General features: G+C 73.7%; 15 protein-coding genes, 1 tRNA gene and 2 pseudogenes. 8 read left to right on the forward strand and 10 right to left on the reverse strand.

The features are described 5' to 3' along the window. Positions 1 to 6: 6 nt before the first annotated feature. Complete coding sequence (locus ACPXCS_RS21125; protein ID WP_425947958.1) at positions 7 to 945, forward strand: penicillin-insensitive murein endopeptidase; 939 nt, start codon at positions 7 to 9, stop codon at positions 943 to 945. Between the two features lie 123 nt (positions 946 to 1,068). Here the strand turns inward: ACPXCS_RS21125 and ACPXCS_RS21130 are convergent. After that, a pseudogene (locus ACPXCS_RS21130) lies at positions 1,069 to 1,185 on the reverse strand (glyceraldehyde 3-phosphate dehydrogenase NAD-binding domain-containing protein); the annotation flags it as partial. 281 nt (positions 1,186 to 1,466) lie between these two features. Continuing rightward, positions 1,467 to 2,159, reverse strand: coding sequence for a response regulator (locus ACPXCS_RS21135; RefSeq protein WP_425947956.1), 693 nt, complete (start codon positions 2,157 to 2,159; stop codon positions 1,467 to 1,469). Between the two features lie 337 nt (positions 2,160 to 2,496). Between ACPXCS_RS21135 and ACPXCS_RS21140 the strand changes: the two genes are divergently transcribed. Next, entirely contained in the window at positions 2,497 to 3,507 is a 1,011-nt protein-coding gene (locus tag ACPXCS_RS21140) for a zinc-dependent alcohol dehydrogenase (protein WP_425947955.1), read from the forward strand. Positions 3,508 to 3,550: 43 nt separating this feature from the next. Then, positions 3,551 to 6,235, forward strand: coding sequence for a pyruvate, phosphate dikinase (gene ppdK / locus ACPXCS_RS21145; RefSeq protein ID WP_425947953.1), 2,685 nt, complete (start codon positions 3,551 to 3,553; stop codon positions 6,233 to 6,235). Between the two features lie 202 nt (positions 6,236 to 6,437). On the opposite strand, the gene ACPXCS_RS21150 is transcribed toward ppdK, so the two are convergent. Next, positions 6,438 to 7,316, reverse strand: coding sequence for an alpha/beta fold hydrolase (locus ACPXCS_RS21150; RefSeq protein ID WP_425947952.1), 879 nt, complete (start codon positions 7,314 to 7,316; stop codon positions 6,438 to 6,440). 155 nt (positions 7,317 to 7,471) lie between these two features. Between ACPXCS_RS21150 and ACPXCS_RS21155 the strand changes: the two genes are divergently transcribed. Then, a complete protein-coding gene (locus ACPXCS_RS21155) occupies positions 7,472 to 9,409 on the forward strand; it encodes a BTAD domain-containing putative transcriptional regulator (RefSeq protein ID WP_425947950.1) in 1,938 nt (645 codons plus the stop codon). A 22-nt stretch (positions 9,410 to 9,431) separates the two neighbouring features. On the opposite strand, the gene ACPXCS_RS21160 is transcribed toward ACPXCS_RS21155, so the two are convergent. The 3 genes and pseudogenes from ACPXCS_RS21160 to ACPXCS_RS21170 form a co-directional block, all read right to left on the reverse strand. After that, positions 9,432 to 10,115 (reverse strand): adenosylcobinamide amidohydrolase, encoded by a 684-nt coding sequence (locus tag ACPXCS_RS21160; RefSeq protein WP_425947948.1) that lies wholly within the window; start codon positions 10,113 to 10,115, stop codon positions 9,432 to 9,434. A gap of 121 nt (positions 10,116 to 10,236) precedes the next feature. Next, on the reverse strand, positions 10,237 to 10,407 hold the full coding sequence (locus tag ACPXCS_RS21165) for a universal stress protein (protein ID WP_425947946.1): 171 nt from the start codon (positions 10,405 to 10,407) through the stop codon (positions 10,237 to 10,239). A gap of 395 nt (positions 10,408 to 10,802) precedes the next feature. Continuing rightward, positions 10,803 to 11,153, reverse strand: a pseudogene (locus ACPXCS_RS21170) (universal stress protein); the annotation flags it as partial. Between the two features lie 237 nt (positions 11,154 to 11,390). Between ACPXCS_RS21170 and ACPXCS_RS21175 the strand changes: the two are divergent. Both ACPXCS_RS21175 and ACPXCS_RS21180 read left to right on the forward strand, forming a co-directional pair. Further along, positions 11,391 to 12,899, forward strand: a complete 1,509-nt coding sequence (locus ACPXCS_RS21175; protein ID WP_425947944.1) for a cryptochrome/photolyase family protein — start codon at positions 11,391 to 11,393, stop codon at positions 12,897 to 12,899. A 162-nt stretch (positions 12,900 to 13,061) separates the two neighbouring features. Beyond that, positions 13,062 to 13,919: an alpha/beta fold hydrolase gene (locus ACPXCS_RS21180; protein ID WP_425947943.1), complete on the forward strand. Its 858-nt coding sequence runs from the start codon at positions 13,062 to 13,064 to the stop codon at positions 13,917 to 13,919. Here ACPXCS_RS21180 and ACPXCS_RS21185 read toward each other — a convergent pair. Both ACPXCS_RS21185 and ACPXCS_RS21190 read right to left on the reverse strand, forming a co-directional pair. Beyond that, positions 13,916 to 15,547 carry an MFS transporter gene (locus ACPXCS_RS21185; protein WP_425947941.1) on the reverse strand — a complete coding sequence of 544 codons (1,632 nt, stop codon included), beginning with the start codon at positions 15,545 to 15,547 and terminating at the stop codon, positions 13,916 to 13,918. The two genes, ACPXCS_RS21180 and ACPXCS_RS21185, sit on opposite strands and share 4 nt — an antisense overlap. 94 nt (positions 15,548 to 15,641) lie before the next feature. Further along, the gene (locus tag ACPXCS_RS21190) at positions 15,642 to 16,664 is read right to left on the reverse strand and encodes an NAD(P)/FAD-dependent oxidoreductase (protein WP_425948233.1); all 1,023 of its coding nucleotides are present in this window, start codon (positions 16,662 to 16,664) and stop codon (positions 15,642 to 15,644) included. Positions 16,665 to 17,025: 361 nt separating this feature from the next. Here ACPXCS_RS21190 and ACPXCS_RS21195 point away from each other — a divergent pair, with 361 nt between their 5' ends. Together ACPXCS_RS21195 and ACPXCS_RS21200 are read left to right on the forward strand one after the other, a co-directional pair. Beyond that, positions 17,026 to 17,649 carry a TetR/AcrR family transcriptional regulator gene (locus tag ACPXCS_RS21195; RefSeq protein ID WP_425947939.1) on the forward strand — a complete coding sequence of 208 codons (624 nt, stop codon included), beginning with the start codon at positions 17,026 to 17,028 and terminating at the stop codon, positions 17,647 to 17,649. Between the two features lie 27 nt (positions 17,650 to 17,676). Next, a complete protein-coding gene (locus ACPXCS_RS21200) occupies positions 17,677 to 18,189 on the forward strand; it encodes an MBL fold metallo-hydrolase (RefSeq protein ID WP_425947937.1) in 513 nt (170 codons plus the stop codon). A 145-nt stretch (positions 18,190 to 18,334) separates the two neighbouring features. Here ACPXCS_RS21200 and ACPXCS_RS21205 read toward each other — a convergent pair. Both ACPXCS_RS21205 and ACPXCS_RS21210 read right to left on the reverse strand, forming a co-directional pair. Then, positions 18,335 to 18,408: transfer RNA gene (locus ACPXCS_RS21205), tRNA-Trp, on the reverse strand. 540 nt (positions 18,409 to 18,948) lie between these two features. Then, positions 18,949 to 19,683, reverse strand: a complete 735-nt coding sequence (locus tag ACPXCS_RS21210; RefSeq protein WP_425947936.1) for an alpha/beta fold hydrolase — start codon at positions 19,681 to 19,683, stop codon at positions 18,949 to 18,951. Positions 19,684 to 19,818 lie beyond the last annotated feature (135 nt).

Below are 19,818 nucleotides of genomic sequence, written 5' to 3' on the forward strand. Positions count from 1 at the left end.
GGCATCATGAGACAACTCGGCCGCGTCCTCACGCTGTTCGCGGCGCTGACCGCGCTGCTCCTCGGGGCGGGCCTGCCCGCGCAGGCCTTCCCGCAGGCCGCGTTCCCGCTGACGAGCGACGGCAACCGGGGCAGCGACGTCGTCGCGCTGCAGCACCTGCTGGCCGCGCACGGCCGCCCGGTGACCGTGGACGGCGTCCTCGGCTCCGGCACCCGCGGCGCCGTCGTGGCCTTCCAGCAGGCGAAGGGGCTGACCGCCGACGGCATCGTCGGCCCCGCCACCTGGGACGCGCTCGCCGTCACCGTGCGGCAGGGCGACAGCGGGCCCGCGGTGCGGGCCGTCCAGTCACTGCTCAACGCGAAGAGGTCGGCCGGCCTGGCGGCGGACGGGGCCTTCGGGTCCGCCACGCAGGAGGCGGTCCGCGCCTTCCAGTCGCACGCCGGAATCGGCGCGGACGGTGTCGTCGGACCGGCCACCTGGAAGAACCTGCTGTGGCACTACGAGAACATCGACTTCGGCACGGGCACGATGTGCGCGCAGAGCCCCGACGGCAACGCGCACGCGCACTGGGCGACGGCGGGCGCCGTCGCCCAGCTCGAAGCGGCCGCCGCCGCGTTCGCGGGCACTGGCAACGGCCCGCTGCCGGTCGGTGACGCGGGTTTCGAGCACGGCGGGGACATCCCCGGCCACGCCAGCCACGAGACGGGCCTGGACATCGACGTGTGGCCCGTGCGCACCGACTCGGCGCAGTGCACCGCCGGCCGCATCACCTGGCAGTCGCCGACGTACGACCGCGCGGCCACCCGGCGGCTCGTGCAGGAGATCCGTGCCAAGGCGCCCGGCCATGTCGAGCTGGTCTACTTCAACGACCCGCAGCTGATCTCGGAAGGCCTGACGACGAGTTACCCCAACCACGACAACCACCTGCACATCCGCTACCGGTAGCGTGGGGATGATGTCGACGGCCTTGCGGGCGCCCGCCCTCACGTGCTGTGCGGCCTGCTCGCGGGTGCGGAAGCGGCCGGTGGACTCGATCAGCACGTCCACGCCGGGACCGGCCCAGTCCAGGGCCGCCGGGTCGCGTTCGGCGGTCACGGCGATGCGGTGCCCGTCCACGGTAATCGAGTCGTCGTCGTACTCGACCGTGCGGCCGAGGCGGCCGTACGTCGAGTCGTACGCCAGCAGATGGGCCGATGCGGCCGGCGAGGTGAGGTGAGGTCGTTGAACGCCACGACCTCCACCGGCGTACCGGTCCCGGTGGCCGCGCGCTCCAGTACCAGGCGCAGGGAGTTGCGTCCGATACGGCCGAAGCCGTTGATGTCCACGCGTACGTTCATGTCCGTCGCCCTCCTGGCCGGTGTCCGCCTGTCGCGGTCAGCCTCGCGGCCGGGGAGGGGGCCGGTCCTGGGCCCTACGGGGGCGAACCCGGGGGGCGTTCGCCCCCCCCCTGGCCCGCCCCGGCCGGCTCAGCGGCCTTCCCGCTCCAGCCGGTCCCGCGCCTGGGTGGCGATGACGGCGGCCTGGATGCGGCGCTCGACGCCGAGCTTGGCCAGCAGCCGTGAGATGTGGTTCTTCACCGTCTTCTCGGCGAGGTAGAGGCGCTGGCCGATCTGGCGGTTGGTGAGGCCCTCCCCGATGAGGGCCAGGATCTCGCGCTCCCGGTCGGTCAGGCCCGGCAGCGCGTCGGGCTCGGGCTCGGGCTCCTGCGCCTGGCGCAGCCGGGCCATCAGCCGGGCGGTGGCGCTCGGGTCGAGCAGGGACTGGCCGGCGGCGACCGTCCGCACGGCCGAGACCAGGTCGGAGCCCTGGATCTGCTTGAGCACGTAACCGGACGCCCCGGCCATGATCGAGTCGAGCAGGGCCTCCTCGTCGTCGAACGAGGTCAGCATGAGGCAGGCCAGGTCCGGCATCTGGGAGCGCAGTTCCCGGCAGACGGACACGCCGTCACCGTCGGGCAGCCGGACGTCGAGCACCGCGACCTGCGGGCGCAGCGCGGGCACGCGCACGAGGGCCTGCTCGGCGTTGGCGGCCTCGCCGACGACGGTGATGTCCGGTTCGTCGTTCAGCAGGTCGTGCACCCCGCGCCGTACCACCTCGTGGTCGTCCAGCAGAAAGACCCGGATCGGGTTGTCGGGACCGGGCTTCTCGCCGTCCGCCATCGCATGCTCCTCGTTCCACGTCGCCGACATCGCGCACGGGCGGCGCCACCGGTCCGTGCCTACCGCTGATCCTGCGTGATCCCGGGCCGAAGGGCCAGGGCCGATCGGCCCCAGTGGTCCCCCGCCGTCTCTCTCCGTACGGGTACCCGGTCGTGGCGGGCAGCACCGGCCGGAGTGCGCCCGTAGGGACGACCCGCGAGGGTGGAGGGAAGGGCCCGTCCCCGCGCGCCGTGGGGCCGGTCAGCCCCCACCCGAGGACGTCCGGCACCTGCCGCCGCACCGGGGCCGCGATCGATCGTGGAGCCACACGGCAGCGACGAAGCGCGAGGAGCATCCCATGAAGGCAGCAGTCGTCCGGTCCTTCGGCGAACCGCTGGTGATCGAGGAGCGGCCGGACCCGGAGCCGGGTCCCGGGCAGATCCGCATCCGCCTGGAGGCATCCGGTCTGTGCCACACCGACATCCACGCCGCGCACGGCGACTGGCCCGTCAAGCCCACCCCGCCGTTCGTCCCCGGTCACGAGGGCGTCGGCATCGTCGAGGCGCTCGGCGAGGGGGTGAGCGACCCTGCCGTCGGGCAGCGGGTCGCCGTGCCCTGGCTGGGCTGGGCCTGCGGGCGGTGCGAGCACTGCCTGTCCGGCTGGGAGACGCTGTGCGAGCGGCAGCGGAACACCGGGTACAGCGTGGACGGCGGCTACGCCGAGAAGATGCTCGCCCCGGCCGCCTTCGCCGCGCCCGTCCCCGAGGGCATCGACCCGCGTGACGCCGCCCCGCTGACCTGCGCCGGCGTCACCACGTACAAGGCCCTTAAGGTCGCCGACGTGCGGAGCGCCCAACTGGTGGCGATCTCCGGTGTCGGCGGTCTCGGGCACCTCGCCGTGCAGTACGCCAAGATCGCCGGGGCGACCGTGGCCGCGATCGACGTCACCGACGAGAAGCTGGCACTCGCCCGCAAGCTCGGCGCCGACATCCTGATCGACGCCCGCAAGGAGGACCCCGCCCAGGTGCTCAAGCGGCACGGCGGCGCCCACGCGGCCCTCGCGCTGGCCGTCGACGAGCGGGCCTTCGCAGCCGTCTACGGCGGTCTGCGGCGCGGCGGCAAGCTGGTCATGGTCGCCCTGCCGGCCGGCGGCACCATCCAGGTACCGATCTTCGACACCGTCCTCAACGGCACCTCGGTCATCGGTTCCATCGTCGGCACCCGCCAGGACCTGGCCGAGGTGTTCCGGCTGCACGCCGCCGGACGTACCCGGGTGATCTACGAGACCCGCCCGCTGGAGTCCGTCAACGAGTCCGTCGCCGAGGTCCTCGACGGGCAGATCAAGGCACGCATCGTCTTCGAGATGTGAGCCCCCACCGCCTCCCCGGAGCACCGGAAGGAAGAGCACCGACATGGTCCGTTACGTGTACGCGTTCACCGAGGGCGGCCGTGACCTGGCCGGCCTGCTCGGTGGCAAGGGCGCCAACCTGGCCGAGATGACCCGGATGGGCCTGCCGGTGCCGCCCGGCTTCACCGTCACCACCGAGGCCTGCCGGGCCTTCCTGGCCACCGGGTCCGAGCCGGCCGGTCTGGTCCGGGAGATCTCCGATCACCTGACCGCCCTGGAGGAGGCCGCCGGCCGCCGGCTGGGGCAGCCGGACGATCCGCTGCTGCTGTCCGTGCGCTCCGGGGCCCGCTTCTCCATGCCCGGCATGATGGAGACGATCCTCGACATCGGCCTGACCGACGAGTCCGTCCTGGGCCTGGCGAAGTCCTCCGGGAGCGACCGCTTCGCCTGGGACTCCTACCGCCGTCTCGTGCAGATGTTCGGCAGCACCGTGATGGGCGTCGACAGCGCCCTGTTCGAGGACACCATGACCCGGCTCAAGGCGGCCCGCGGGGTCGACGACGACCTCGGTCTGGAGGCCGCCGACCTGGCCGGGCTCGTCGAGGCGTACAAGGAGCTGATCCGGCAGGAGACGGGCCGGTACTTCCCGCAGTCCCCCGCCGAGCAGCTGCGCCGCGCGGTCCTCGCCGTCTTCGAGTCCTGGAACGGCGAGCGGGCCCGCCTGTACCGGCGCCGCGAGCACATCCCGGACGACCTGGGCACCGCCGTCAACGTGCAGACCATGGTGTTCGGCAATCTCGGCCCCGACTCCGGCAGCGGCGTCGCCTTCACCCGCGACCCGGCCACCGGGCAGCCGGGCCTGTACGGGGACTACCTGCCCAACGCGCAGGGCGAGGACGTCGTCGCGGGCGTGCGCAACACCGTCCCGCTGACGGAGCTGGAGCGTCTGGACCCGGCGTCGTACGCGCAGTTGCGGGACCACATGCGGGCGCTCGAGGACCATTACCGGGACCTGTGCGACATCGAGTTCACCATCGAGCGCGGCCGGCTGTGGATGCTGCAGACCCGGGTGGGCAAGCGGACGGCCGAGGCGGCGTTCGCGATCGCCGCCGAGCTGACCGAGGAGGGCCTGATCGGCCCGGACGAGGCCCTGGCCCGCGTGAGCGGGGACGGGCTGGCCCGGCTGATGTTCCCGAGGTTCGACACCACGGCGGTGGGCGAGGCGCTCGCGCACGGCATCCCGGCCTCGCCGGGTGCCGCCGTCGGTGCCGTGGTGTTCGACTCCGCCGAGGCGGTCCGCCGGGCCGCCGCCGGGCAGCAGGTCGTCCTCGTCCGGCAGGAGACCACCCCCGACGACCTGCCCGGCATGGTCGCCGCCGAGGCCGTCCTGACCAGCCGCGGCGGCAAGACCAGCCACGCGGCCGTCGTCGCCCGCGGCATGGGCAAGGTGTGCGTGTGCGGCGCGGAGGAGATCACCGTCGATCCGCAGGGGCGCCGCTTCACCGCGGGAGGCGCCACCGTCGAGGAGGGCACCGTCGTCTCCGTGGACGGCACCGAGGGCGCGGTCCACCTGGGCGCGGTGCCGCTCGTCGACTCGGCGGTGATGCGGTACTTCGAGACCGGCGCCGTCACGCCGGGGCTGGTCGAGGCGGTGGCCGGGGCCCTGCGGCGCGCGGACGGGACGCGGCGGCTGGGGGTCCGGGCGAACGCCGACACCCCCGAGGACGCCGCCCGTGCCCGCCGGTTCGGCGCCGAGGGCATCGGGCTGTGCCGTACCGAGCACATGTTCCTCGGCGACCGCAGACAGCTCGTCGAGGCGATGATCCTGGCCCGTACCGACGCCGGGCGGACCCGGGCGCTGGAGGCGCTGCTGCCGCTGCAGCGGCGGGACTTCGCCGGGATCCTGGAAGCGATGGACGGCCTGCCGGTCACCATCCGGCTGCTGGATCCGCCGCTGCACGAGTTCCTGCCCGACCGCACCGAACTCGCCGTGCGGCTCGCCGCCGCCGAGGCCCACGGCAACCCGCCCGGCGCGCACGACGCCGAGCTGCTGGACGCGGTGAACCGCATGCACGAGGAGAACCCGATGCTGGGTCTGCGCGGTGTGCGTCTGGGGCTGGTGGCGCCGGGGCTGGTCGCCATGCAGGTGCGGGCGGTCGCCGAGGCGGTCGTCGAGCGCAGGCGGGCGGGCGGGGATCCGCGTGCGGAGATCATGGTGCCGCTCATCGACACGGTGGAGGAGCTGCGGCTGGTGGGCGAGGAGGTGCGGCAGGTCCTGGCCGACGTCTCGCGGGAGTCCGGTGTCACCGTCGACTGCCCGGTCGGCACGATGATCGAGCTGCCCCGGGCCGCCCTGACGGCGGGCCGGATCGCCGAGGAGGCGCAGTTCTTCTCCTTCGGCACCAACGACCTCACCCAGACCACGTGGGGCTTCTCCCGCGACGACGTCGAGGCGGCGTTCTTCTCCGCCTACCTCGACAAGGGCATCTTCGCGGTGTCCCCGTTCGAGACGATCGACCGTGACGGCGTGGGGCGCCTGGTGGAGATCGCCGTCGCCGAGGGCCGCGCCGCCCGGCCCGGCCTGAAGATCGGCGTGTGCGGCGAGCACGGCGGAGATCCGGCGTCCGTGCACTTCTTCCACGCCGCCGGGCTCGACTACGTCTCCTGCTCGCCGTTCCGCGTGCCGGTCGCGCGCCTGGAGGCCGGGCGGGCCGCTCTCGCCCCGGCCCACACCGGTGACAGCAGGTGACGGACCGGCGGCCCCGGACGTGCGCGGAGAGGAAGTGAGCATGATGCCCCGGATCGTCGGCGAGGTGATGACCGCCGAGGTCGTCGAGGCCCGCCGCCATGCACCTTCGGTGACAGCACACCGGGGCCGCTCCGCGGTGGAGTCCGCCGCCGGGGAGACGACCGTTGCGCCGTCGACGGGACGCGCTGCCCGCCGGTGCCGTTCACCGGGCCAGCAGGTCCCGGATCGCCGCCGTGATCTCGTCGGGTGCCTCCTCGGCCATGAAGTGGCCGGCCCGGGTCAGGCGGTGGTCCAGGTCGGGGGCCCAGGCCTGCCACACTCCGGCGGCGTCGTAGCCGAGCCGGGCGCCCCAGTCGTGCTGGATCACCGTCACGGGCATGGCCAGCTGCGAACCGGCGTCGAGGTCGGCCTGATCGTGGGCGATGTCGATGCCGGCCGAGGCCCGGTAGTCGGCGACGATGGACGTCACCGCTGCGGCGCTCGCCCGCAGGTACTCGGCACGGATCTCCCGCGGCAGGGCGGCCGGGTCACCTGCCCAGGTGTCGAGGAACGAGCCGAAGAACGCGTCGGCGCTGCGGGAGATCATCTCCTCGGGCAGGCCCGGCGGCTGCGCCATGAGGAACAGGTGGTAGCCGACCGCCGCCGGGGCGCCGTGCAGGACGTTCCACATGTCGAGCGTCGGCACGACGTCCAGGATGCCCAGGTGCGTGAGGGTCTCCGGGTGGTCGAGCCCCGCCCGGAAGGCGACCAGGGCGCCCCGGTCGTGGCCGACCAGGGCGAAGTGTTCGTGGCCGAGGGCCGCCGCCAGGTTCACGATGTCGGCGGCCATGGTGCGCTTGGCGTACACCTCGGGGCCGGTGGCCTCGGGTTTGTCGCTGGCGCCGTAGCCGCGCAGGTCGGGGCAGATCACCGTGTGCTCCGCGACGAGCCGTTCGGCGACGTGCCGCCACATCAGATGGGTCTGCGGGAAGCCGTGCAGCAGCACGACCGGGCTGCCGCTGCCGCCCACGGCGGTGGCGAGCTCCACACCGTCCGCGCCGGGCAGGCGGACGTGGTCGAAGCCGGGAAGGATGAGGGTCATGGGAGGGCCTTCTTTCTGATCTCGCCGGATGCGCCGGCCTCGCGGCCTTTCCGGTCCCGCCGGTGCGGTGCCGACCCGGTCAGCCTGTGCGACGTCGATCAGCAGCCGATCAGTGCCGTGCGGCGGGGCCCCTGCCCGGCACGGAGGATGGGGGCATGCGAATCGACGTGCTCGGTGCCGTGCGGGCCTTCCACGACGACGGCAGTCCGGTCGACCTGGGCGGACCCCGTCATCGCGAGGTGCTCGCGCGGCTCGTCGCCGCCGAGGGACGGATGGTCACGACCGACACCCTGGTCGACGACCTGTGGACCGATCCGCCGGCCCGTGCCGTGGGTGCCGTGCGCACTTTCGTCGCCGCGCTGCGCCGGGCCCTCGAACCCGACCGCCCGCCCCGCGTCCCGCCCCGGGTCCTGGTCACCGAGGGCCCCGGTTACGCGCTGCGCCTGCCGCGGGAGGACGTGGACGTGCACCGGTTCCAGGACGCCCTGGCGCGGGCCCGGCGCGACTCCGGCGCGGTGACCGGCCTCGACGGTGTCCTCGCGTCCTGGCGCGGGCCCGCCTACGCGGAGGTGACGGGATCCGCCTGGGCGCAGCGCGAACGGACCCGGCTGGAGGAGCTGAGGCTGGAGGCGGTGGAACTGCGCGCCCGCGTCCTCCTCGACTCCGGCGAAGGGGCCGGCCTCGTCGCCGAACTGGGTGCCCACGTCGCCGAGCACCCGTGGCGGGAGCCGGCCTGGGGGCTGCTGGCCCGCGCCCTGCACAGCGCGGGCCGCCAGGCCGACGCGCTGGCCACGCTGCGCCGTGCCCGCGCGATGCTCGTCGGCCGGCTCGGCCTCGACCCCGGTGCGGAACTCAGGCGCCTGGAGACCGACATCCTCAACGGAACCGTGCCCGGCCCCGAGGCGCGGACGTCATGGACCGGCCCCGGTGTCCGGCTCGGCCCGCGCACCACCGTCGACCTGGCGCGCACCCTCGCCCTGGCGGGTGGCGACGCCCTGGTCCACTCCCGGCGCGACCGCCTCGCCGCCGTCGAGGCGGCGGAACGCACCGGAGACCTGTTCCTCACCGCCCGGATCATCGGCGCCTACGACGTGCCGGCCCTGTGGAGCCGGGCCGACGACCCGGAGCAGTCAAGGGCCGTCGTCGCGGCCGCCGAGCGTACGCTCACCGCGCTCGGCCCCGGCTGCCCCACCGACCTGGCGGCCCGTCTCCTGGCGACGGTCGCCGTCGAGAGCCGCAGCGCCGATCTGTCGGGAGCGGAGCTGGACCACGCCCGGCGGGCGGCCCGGCGGGCGGAGGCGCTGGCCCGGGAACTGGCCGACCCCGCCCTGCTGGCGTTCGCCCTCAACGGGCTGTTCCTGCAGTCCTTCACCCGTCCCGGCCTCGCGTCGGTACGGGACGGTATCGGCGCCGAGATCCTCGATGTGGCCACCCGGCACGCGTTGCCCACCTTCGCCGTACTGGGCCGGCTGGTGCGCCTGCAGTCCGCCTCGGCGCTCGGCGACCTCGACGCCGCGAGCGCACACGCCGAGGCCGCCGAACGGCTCGCCGCCGGCACGGAGGCCCCGCTCGTCCCCGTCCTCACCCGGTGGTTCCGGGCCAGGGCGACGGCCGCACGCAGCACGGAACCGGGCGGGCCCACCGCGGCCACGGCCGCGGCGCACTACCGCGCCGCCGAGGACGCCCTCGCGACCGCCGGCATGCCGGGGCTGCACCGCGGCCTGTTCCCGCTCGCCCTGCTGGGGTTGCGCCTGCTGCACGACCGGCACGCGCCCACCGATCCGCACCTCGACTGGGGCCCGTACCTGCCGTGGGCCCGTCCGCACCTGCTGCTCGCCCGGCAGCGGGACGAGCAGGCCCGGGCCGCCCTCGCCGCGGTGCCCGAGCCGCCGCGTGACCACCTGCAGGAGGCCCTGTGGTGCCTGACCGCGCGGGCCGCCGTGCGCCTGGGCGAGTCCGGCACCGCCGCACGCGCCGCCGCCGCCCTGCGCGAGGCCCGTGCGGAACACGCGGGCGCCGCCTGCGGGATGCTCACCCTGGGGCCGGTGGCGCGCTACCTGGCGGAGGCGGAGGCATGCGCCGGGGCGGGCTGAGCGAGCGCGTCCGTGAGCGGCGTCAGCGGGCGCGGGACGCGGCGCCGCGCACCGCCCGGTGGACGGCCCGGGCCAGGCGGGAGCCCCACAGGGAGCGAGGGCCGGCGAAGGCGTGGGCCTCGTGGCCGGGCCCCGTGCGCGCGGCGACGCACACGGCGTCGGTGGGGGTGCCGGAACAGTCGTAGCCCGCCTCCAGCAGCGCCTGGACCTTGGCCTCCGTGGCGGTGGCGACCGCGTTGACCAGGGCCGCGTCGGTCAGCGCCACGGGGAGCGCGACGACGATGTTCACGGTGCCCGGCCCTGGGGGCGCGAGCGTGCCCTCGGCGGGAGAGGCGGCCCAGCCCCGCACGCCGAGCCCCGCGGTGGCGACCGCCTCCGTGCCGCCGTCGCAGGCGAGTCCGTACGCCCGGACGTCGGCGGCCGTCATCAGCCCGACCCCCGCCCCGCGGGCGCCGGCCTCCCCGGCCAGCTCGGCCAGGTGCCGTTCCGGGTCGGTGCGCCGGTACCCGTGCGACACCTGCGCGTTGAGGACCCACGCGCGTTCCCCGATCCCGCCGCCGAGCACCGCGCTGCTGACCATCCGCCAGTCGTCGCCCGCCCGCCACAGAAGTCCGTGCAGCCGCTCACCGTCCTCGACGCGGGTGAGGTGCTGCACGCGCAGCAGCCCGGGGACGGCGGGGCGGGGCGGGGGAAGGACGGCGGTCACCGGACGGGATCTCCTTGCGGGTGCGGGGCCGGACGATCCTACGGCGCACCGTCGCGGCCCGGTCGCGGCCCCACCTCGTCGGTGCGCCGCCGCCCGCGCGACCTCGGCGACCTGCGCCGGGTCAGTCGTGCGGGACGACGGCGACCGGGCAGGCGACGTGGTGCAGCACGGCGTGCGTCACCGGTCCGACGTGGGTGCCCGGGTGGGCGCCACGGTTCCGCCGGCCCACGACGGCCAGGGACGCACCGCTCGCCGCGCGCACCAGTTCGGGGGCGACCCGGCCCTCGACCACGGTCTCGACGACCGGAACCTCCGGGTACTTCTCGCACCACGGGCGCAGCGTGGCGACGACGGTGTGTTCCTGCTGCGCGAGCAGCGCCGGCGCGGGCAGCGCTGCCCCGGGCCGTCGGCGAGGTGCCGGGCGGGAGCACCGAGGACGTGGACGGCGTGCGGCGTGGCGCCGCGCCGGCGCCGCGCCGCCGACTCGAAGGCGAACGCGATGAGTTCGTCGCAGGGGTGGCGCGTGTCCAGGCCAAGGACCACGTCCCGGTAGGGCGTGTCCGGGATCTCCTCGGGCGAGATCCCGTCGGCGGCGGGAAGGTGTGCGCCGGACGAGGTCACACCGGCGCGGACCAGCACCACGGGACGCGGTGACCGGGCGACGACCCGCTGGGAGACCGAGCCGAGCACGAACCCGGCCAGTCCCCCGAGCCCCCGGGAGCCGAGCACGGTCAGCTCCGCGTCCGCGGCCGCCTCGGCGAGGGCGCCCACGACCGAGTCGGACCTGACGAGGTGTTCGGTGAGGGCCGTTTGGGGGTGGGCGGCGCGGACGCTGTCGGCGGCACGGCGCAGTGTCCGCACCGCCCACGCCTGCTGGCTGGTGTCCATCGGTACGGACGCGGCGGGGCACGGCCTCCACTCCCACCCGTGGACGAGCCGCAGCGGGAGACCGCGGCGCCGGGCCTCCTCGGCCGCCCAGCGGGCGGCGGCCGGACTCCGCGGGGATCCGTCGACCGCGGCGACGATGTGACGAGCCATGGTGCGCACCTCCGGTGCCGGGCGGGTCTGTTCCTCCGCGCAGCCTCACCCCGCCGAGGTGCCGCCCCGCAGGGGCCGTACGGCCCGGGGAGAAGCCCGGACGTCCTCGGCGGGCCGCTTCCGCTCACCGCCGCGGCCACCGGGACGTGAGGCGATCGGCCGCATCCGGATCGCTCCGGCGGGCGAATTCCCCGGCGCCGGTACGCAGGTGCCGCCCTCGACGGAAGGCTTTCTGCCATGAGCACCCCGCACTGGCTGTTCGGCGACCAGCTCGGCCCGCACTTCCTCACCCCCGCCGGTGGGCAGGGCCCCGGCCGCGGGGCGCCCGTGGTGATGATCGAGGCCCGGTCGGTCTTCCGGCGCAGGCGCTTCCACCGGGCCAAGGCCCATCTGGTGCTCTCGGCGATGCGGCACCGCGCGGCGGAGCTGGGTGAGCGGGTGACCTACGTGCGGACGGAGACCTACCGCGAGGGTCTGCGCCGCGCGGTGGGCGACGCGGACGTGACCGTGTGCCACCCCACCTCGTACGCGGCGCTGCGGCTGGTGCGCTCCCTGCCCCGGGTGCGGGTGCTGCCCGCCCGCGGATTCCTGGTGGCACACGAGGAGTTCGCCGACTGGGCCGGCTCGCTCGGCGGGCGGCGGCTGCTGCAGGAGAACTTCTACCACTGGGTGCGCGAGCGGCACGACCTGCTGATGGACGGCGGCCGTCCGGCCGGTGGCCGCTTCAACCACGACCACGACAACCGCGAGCCGCCGCCTCGGGGAGCCACCGCGCTGGACGTGCCGGGGCCGTACCGGCCGCGGGAGGACGACATCGACGCCGGGGTGCGCGAGGACCTCGACCGGTGGGAGCGCGAGGACGGGGTGCGGTTCGTCGGCCGGGACGGCCCCCGCCGCTTCCCCGCCACCCGGCGCGAGGCAGTGTCCGCGCTGCGCCGTTTCGTGGCGCACCGGCTGGCCTCCTTCGGGCCGTACGAGGACGCGATGCTGTCCGGCGACCCGGTGATGGCCCACAGTCTGCTGTCGTCCTCGATGAACCTGGGTCTGCTGCACCCGGCCGAGTGCGCGGAGCATGCCGAGCGCGCCTGGCGGGAGGGCGCCGTCCCGGTCAACAGCGCCGAGGGATTCGTCCGGCAGGTCGCCGGCTGGCGGGAGTACGTCTGGCAGCTGTACTGGCACTTCGGCGAGGACTACCGGCACGGCAACGCGCTCGGGCACACGGGTGAGCTGCCGGCCTACTTCACCGAACTCGACGCGGACGCGGTCACCGCCCGCTGCCTGTCCGCCGTGCTCGCCCAGGTCCGTGACACCGGGTGGACGCACCACATCCCGCGCCTGATGGTGCTGGGCAGTCACGCCCTGCAGCGCGGCTGGGACCCGGCCGCCGTCACCGACTGGTTCCACCGCTGCTTCGTCGACGGCTACGACTGGGTGATGCTGCCCAACGTGGTCGGCATGTCCCAGTACGCGGACGGCGGCCGGATGACCACCAAGCCGTACACCTCCGGAGGCGCCTACATCCACCGTATGAGCGACCTGTGCGGCGGGTGCGCCTTCCGGCCGGCCGACCGCACCGGGCCGCGCGCGTGCCCGTACACGGCCGGGTACTGGGCCTTCCTGCACCGGCACCGGCAGCGCCTGTCCGGCAACCCCCGGATGCGGCGCGCGGTGCAGGGCCTGGACCGGCTCGGCGACCTCGACGAGGTGCTGCACCAGGAGCGGCAGCGCGGGCCCGGGGCACCGTGACCAGGCCGCGCGGCGATGAGTTCGGGCGGCGGACGGGGTCTGCCCCGGCATGACTCCAGCTCTCCCTCACACACCCGGGCGCCGCTCCGGGAACCTGCGGCGCGATCCGGCACGCCCGGGTCTCACCGCCGTACCCGCTCCTGTCCCACGGCGGGTGATCCGATGACCACGGTCGACGTGGGCGGAGTCGCCCTGGGCGTCGAGTCGTTCGGTGCCGACGACGCGCCGCTCGTCCTGCTCGTGGGCGGAACGACGATGCTCTCCTGGCCCGACGCGCTGTGCGAACGCCTCGCCGCCGGCGGGCGGCGTGCGGTGCGCTACGACCTGCGCGACAGCGGGGAGTCGACCACGGCGGATCCGCGGGCGCCCGCCTACACCCTGCGCGATCTCGCCGCCGACGCGGCCGCCCTCGCCGTCGCACTCGGTGGGGCGCCCGCGCACCTCGCGGGGATCGGCGTCGGCGGGATGGTCGCCCAGGTGGCCGCGCTCGACCACCCCGGCGCCTTCTCGGCGCTCACCCTGGTCGGCACCCGCGCGGTCGCCCCCGGCCCGCCCGACGACGACCTCCCCGACCACGACGGGGCGACGATGGGCCGGCTGTTCGCGCGGGGGATGCCCGACTGGACCGACCGCGCGGCGGTGGCGGGCTTCGTCGCCGCCGGCGCGGAGATCCTCGGCGACGATCCCGCCGCCGCACGCGCCGTCGCCGCACGCGTCTGGGACCGCACGCCCGGCACCTCACCTGCCGTGCAGATGGCGAACCAGATGGGCATCGTGTTCGCCGCACTCGACTGCACCCCGCGCTGGCGGGAACGCCTGCCCGGGATCGGGCTGCCCACGCTGGTCGTCCACGGGCGCCGCAACCGGTTCTTCCCCGTCGGCAACGGCGAGGCCATCGCGCGCGCCGTTCCCGGGGCACGGCTGCTCGTCCTCGACGAGGCCGCCACGGCGATCCCCGACGCGGCCGTCGGCGAGGTCGCCGACGCGATGCTCGACATCCACTTTCGGTGCACGGCCTAGTGGGTGGCCCCGGTGTGCTCCCGCGCAGTCGCCGCCTCGCTCGCCGTCGTCCCCGCCTCCGGCTCGGCGCTCTGTTTCACGAAGCCGCGCCGGCCCGGCAGGACCGCGAGGACGATCAGTGTTCCGGCGGCCATGATGATCCCGCCGATAAGGCTGGTCTGGGCGACTCCGTGGGCGAATGCCTGGTGGACGGCGTCCACGGCGGCCTGGGCCTGCTGGGGCCCGGCGGAGGGATTTTGTGCCACCCGCTCCGCGACGGCCAGGCCGGCGCCGACCGAGTCCTTGGCGGTCTCCATCGCCTCCGCCGGGAGCCGGTTGGCCACCAGGTCGGTCAGCTCGTCGCGGTAGGCCGTGCCCAGCAGCGAGCCCAGCACCGCGATGCCCAGCGCCCCGCCCAGCTCGAGCGCGGTGTCGTTGACACCGCCGCCGACGCCCAGCTCGGACTCGGGGAAGGAGCCCATGATCGTGTCGGTCGCCGGGGAGATGGCCAGTCCGAGCGCGAGGCCCAGCATCATCAGCGGCGCCAGGAAGTCCCCGTACGTCGACCCCTGGTCGATCTGGGTGAGCAGGAACATGCCCGCCGTGCCGACGGCCATGCCGGTCACGGCCATCACCCGCACCCCCAGCCTCGGGGCGAGCACCCCGGTCACCGCGGACCCGAGGAACACCGCACCGCCCAGCGGGAGCAGCCGTACACCCGTGTCCAGGGCGCCGTAGCCGAGGACGAACTGCAGGAACTGCGTCGAGTAGTAGATCACGGCGAACATGCCGAAGAAGAAGAACATCACCGCGAGCATCGAGCCGGTGAAGGGCCGCAGCGCGAACTTCCGGACGTCCAGCATCGGGTGCGGGTGCCGCAGCTCCCAGGCGACGAAGGCGACCAGACCGACACCGGCGACCATTGCGGCGGTGACGGGTCCGACGCCCCAGCCGGCGTGCGGGCCCTCGATAGCGGCGTAGATCAGGGAGCCGACCGTGACGATCGACAGCAGACCACCGACATAGTCGATCCGGCCCATGCCCTGCGCCTTGGACGGCGGTACCAGGGCGAGCGCGCCGAACACGGCGAGGACGGCGATCGGCACGTTGATCAGGAAGGTCGAGCCCCAGGCGTGGTCCTCGAGCAGCCAGCCGGAGACCAGCGGGCCGACGGCTACCGCCACCCCGGAGGTCGCGGCCCAGGCGGTGATGGCCTTGGCCCGCTCGCTGCGGGGGAAGGTCGCGACCACCAGGGACAGCGTGGCCGGCATCACGACCGCGGCACCGACACCCATGATCGCGCGGGCCACGATGACCAGTGAGGTCTCGTCGACCATGCTCCCCATCACCGAACCGCCGGCGAAGATCAGCAGACCCAGCACCAGCGCGCCGCGCCGGCTGTACTTGTCGCCGATCGCGCCCAGCACCAGCATCAGCGCCGCGTAGGGAACGGTGTAGGAGTCGACGACCCACTGGAGATCACTGCTGCTCAGGCCCAGGTCGGTGGTCATGTCGGGGGCGGCGACGATCAGCGACGTGTTCGCCATCACCGTGATCAGCAGGCTCAGGCACAGCACGAGCAGCGCCCACCAGCGCCGCGCGTAAGGCCCGGTCATCTTCTCCACGGGGGTATGTGCAAGGAAGGGCATCAGTAGCTCCTGAGAGGGACGAGGCGGACGAGCGGAATCACTTCATGGCCCGTGAGGGGAGCGGGCGACGGACTGAGATCTCAGGGCTTCGAGATCATCCTGTGGCCCCGTGGGGGCTTGCCCCGGCGATCCCCTCGAGGGCCGCGTCGGTGTCCGCGGTGGCCAGCATCCTGTTGATGTGGTCGCCGGCCAGTGCGCCGGCCGCTGCGGAGGCCCCGACCTGGGCGACCGGATCGGTGGCGTTGCCGGCCACCCACACACCCGGCACCTCGGTGGCGCCGGCCATGCCAGAGGCGAAACCGCGGCCCATGTCGTTCGGCAGGTCCTGCACCGGCAGGCCCAGACCTTCCAGGCCCCGGGTGCGGGCCTGCATCTGCGGGGTGACCGCGACGACGCGGCGGGCCACGACCTGGCCGTCGGCCAGGCGTACCCCTGCGAGGGCACCGTCCTCGTCGTTGACGACCTCGGTGACCGGGGTGTCGATGATGCGGATGCCGCGGGCGGCGAAGCGGGCGCGGCTGTCCTCGTCCAGGTCGGTGCCGTGGGTGAAGTAGGTCAGGTCCTCGGTCAGCTGGCGGAACAGATACGCATGGCCGATGGAGGCCGGGCCGGTGGCGAGGATGCCGATGGGCTCGTCGCGCATCTCCCAGCCGTGGCAGTACGGGCAGTGCACCACACTGTGCCCCCAGTGTTCGACGAGCCCGGGCACCTGTGGCAGCACATCCGTGAGGCCGGTGGCCACCAGGATGCGGCGGGCGGTGATGCTGCGGCCGTCGGCCAGGGTGACGGTGAACCGCAGGTCCCCGTCCGCCGACGGGGCGGCGGACTCGGCCGAGACCACCTCGCCGAACACGACGCGTCCGCCGTACTGGCGCACCTGCTCCCGGCCCCGTCGAAGGATCTCGGACGGCGGGGTGCCGTCCAGGACGATGAAGCCGTGCATGGCCTCCGCGGGTGCGTTGCGCGGGGAGCCGCTGTCGATCACGACGACCGAGCGGCGGGAGCGGGCGAGGATCAGTGCACCGTTCAGCCCTGCGGCGCCCCCGCCGATCACCACCGCGTCGACGGTCTCCTCGGCCAGTGCGTCGCTCGTGTACGGAGCAGTCGCCACAGCCATGGCCTCCTGCGTTTCCTTGTCAGTCATGGTGCGGTCAGCCCTTCGAGTTCTGGGTGGTTGGAGGGGGCAGCGGTTCAGGAAGCGGGGGATGTGGGAGGCGACCGTCTTGGGCTGTTGGGGAGAGCCCGGCCCCGGTTTGCTTGGGACGTTCGTGAGGATCAGACCGTGCCTTGCCGGCCTGGAAGGCGTCCCAGCGCCGGGCGGCGCGGAAAGGTTCAAAGGCATGGGTTGCCCTCGATCGCGCCAGGCGTGCACACAGCCTGTTCGGTGAGCTCAGGACCGTTGTGTACTGAACAGTCAGAAACCTAGGCGGTTCTGTACTGTGTTGTCAAATACGGTGGGTCAGCTTTACCTTCGGTGTATGGCCAGACCACGAAGCTTCGACCCCGACCACGTCCTGCACGCCGCCGAGCGGCAGTTCCGCACCTCGGGCTACAACGGCACGAGCGTCGACGACATCAGCGCCGCCACCGGCCTGGGCCGCGGCAGCCTCTACGCCGCGTTCGACGGCAAGCACGGCGTGCTGCTGCAGGCGATGACCGGCTACTTCGCTCGGCTGGCGCAGGGGCCGCGGAAGATGCTCGACGGACCGGACGAGGGCGCCCTGGAACGACTGCACGCATACTTGCTCCGCGCCGTCCACGGGGTGCCACTCGCCGCCGACGTACCCCCCGCCCCTGACCGGACGGCGGCGGCCTGTTTCGCCGCCAAGATGGCCCTGGAGATCGGCGCCTCCGACCCCGAGGTGCAGCGCCTGGCCAACGACTGCTTCTCCGTAGTCCGGACGGCGGTGGCCGAGTGTGTGCGAGCGGCGCAGCGCAACGGCGACATCGACCCCGACGCGGATCCCGACGACCTCGCGTACCTTCTGCTGACCATCATCCGCGGGACCGATGTCGTAGGCGCGTACGGCCACAGCCCTGACCGCCTGACCTCGATTGCGGAGAGCGCGTTCGCCTTGCTGCCTCGCCCGCGCCATCACTGACAAGGGCACGGCCGGCCTCGGTGCACGGTGGCAGCGCCCCTTCCCCGACGCCAACACCCCTGCCCGGCCGGCAACCGGCCCCGGTCGACACCGGTTCGTCGGCCACGCCGGCGAACCACCACCTCGGCCCGCACATACGCCGGAAACGTCGACCTGGTCGTCAACACCCACTGGCACTCCGACCACGTCGGCGGCAACGCCCTCCTCCGTGCCCCGGGCTCCGCCATCGCCGCCGACACCCCGGAGGCCGACGCGATCACCAGCCGCGCCCCCGGCTCCTGCGCCGGGAGGAGGTGCCCGACCTGCACGCTCGGTGATCTGTATCGACCGCCGGCCGGCGGCATCTCGGTGTCCACCGGTGCACCGGCGACCGGTACCGGCCGGATCCCGCACGGGACGCCACTGACACACGAAGCCACGGGGCCGCCCGCGTCCAGGACGCCAGCCTCGCCCCACTGCGCCAGGAGGACGAGGACGCCGGCCGGCTCTTCCCGCCCGGCCCGGCCTTCACCGACGCCCTCGTCGACGACGATGCCCTGAGCCGGTTTCGGCGTCGCGACGGAGGCCTATCGGACGGCCAGGCACGCCGTTCCACCGCCTATTCGACGGCACTGGCGAAGACGACCTCCCCTGGACCGGGTAGCCACCCGCCCGGCCGCGCCGGGCGGTGGGCCCGGCCGTAGAGCAGGGGTGACAGGAGTCGAACCTGCGGCATCCGGTTTTGGAGACCGGCGCTCTGGCCAGCTGAGCTACACCCCTTCGGTGTGCGCCGAGCCTCCCACGCTGGGAAAGCGCGGCGCCACCCGATATCCGGCGACCAGCCTTCGACCCGACGCGCCTGCGGTCCCGCTGCCTCCAGCCTTCCCTCTCGCCAGGCCGCCGTCGGCGTGGGCGGCGGCCACCTCCCATCCACCCCGGACACCTCGGGTGTGGTCGGCCTCACGGATAGCGGGTCGGGTCGCCACGCCAGCACTGGCAGCCCGCGCAGCGGCTGGCGGTGATGCCGAAGCTCCCGCAGTCCTTGCAGCCTCCTACCGGCCACACGGGCGGCCGGGGCCGGTACGCGCCTGCAGCAGCCCGGCACGGGCAAGCATCTCTCCAGCCGCCCCCTTGAACGGCACACGTGGCAACGCGCTCGGCAAAGCCAACGGCGACGGATACGCCGATCTGGCCGTCGGCACGGCTCGGCGTCCGGCCACACCACCAAGTAGTAGGCCTGTCAGTACAGTTGGCCGCCAACAGTGGTTCTGAAGCGGCTTTGTTGAGGGAAGCGTTGCTGCTGCGGGTCAAGGAAATCGATCAGACGTGGACCTTGCCTGTCTGCGAGGTCGAGGGAATCTTGGCTCTGTAGCTCACAGGCCCACTGATCAGCGACGTCGCGCCCGTCCGGTGGGGCGAGGTAGTGGGTCGAGCGGGAAGGCGCCGGCCGGCCCGTGCCGAGGGGGCCATGGCGCTGGGTGACCGACCCGCAATAACCCAGCTTCTGCCTGGTGTTCGCGCACTCGAAATCCGCGGAACAGGTGCTGGAGGCCTACCGGGCCGACGCCCGGTCGGCCGCGAGCACGGCGTCGCACCGCCCACGATCCGTGCGATCTGCTCATCGGTGAGACCGTGGCCCTCGAAGTGGGCCGCAGGCGCGACCGGCCAGAATCCTCCGTTCTCGGCGATCGATGCCCTCACCCTCGCCCCGCTGTCCGGCCAGGCGGAGACGAACGGTTCACCATCGGCCGGAACACTGGAGTCAAGGAACACCACATGCGCCAGCCGGTCGCCGATCCGCCCGGCGGCCTGACCGCTCGGGACCCCCGAGTAGCTGTGACCTACCAGAATGACTTCACGCATGTCCTGGCGCTCGACCTCATCAACGACGTCCTGTACGTGGGTCTGCTCACCAGTCGGCACACCTTGCCTCTCAGCGAGACCGGACAGCGTCAGCGGGTGGACGCCATGGCCGGCCGCACGCAGATGCGGCACCACATCGTCCCACGCCCACGATCCGAGTCGCGCACCTGCAATGAGCACAAAGTTCGCCACGGCCGCACCGTAGCGGAGCGGCCTGACGACCGCTCCGGAAATACTTTCGATACACGTCCTAGCTGTATTGACCCGGAGCGTTGTTCACGCGGCTGATCGGTGGCTTGCCGCCGAGTGCGGTGTGGCAGCGGTGGT

Origin of the sequence: Streptomyces sp. DT190, assembly GCF_049846985.1 — a bacterium.
Taxonomy (GTDB): Bacteria; Actinomycetota; Actinomycetes; order Streptomycetales; family Streptomycetaceae; genus Streptomyces.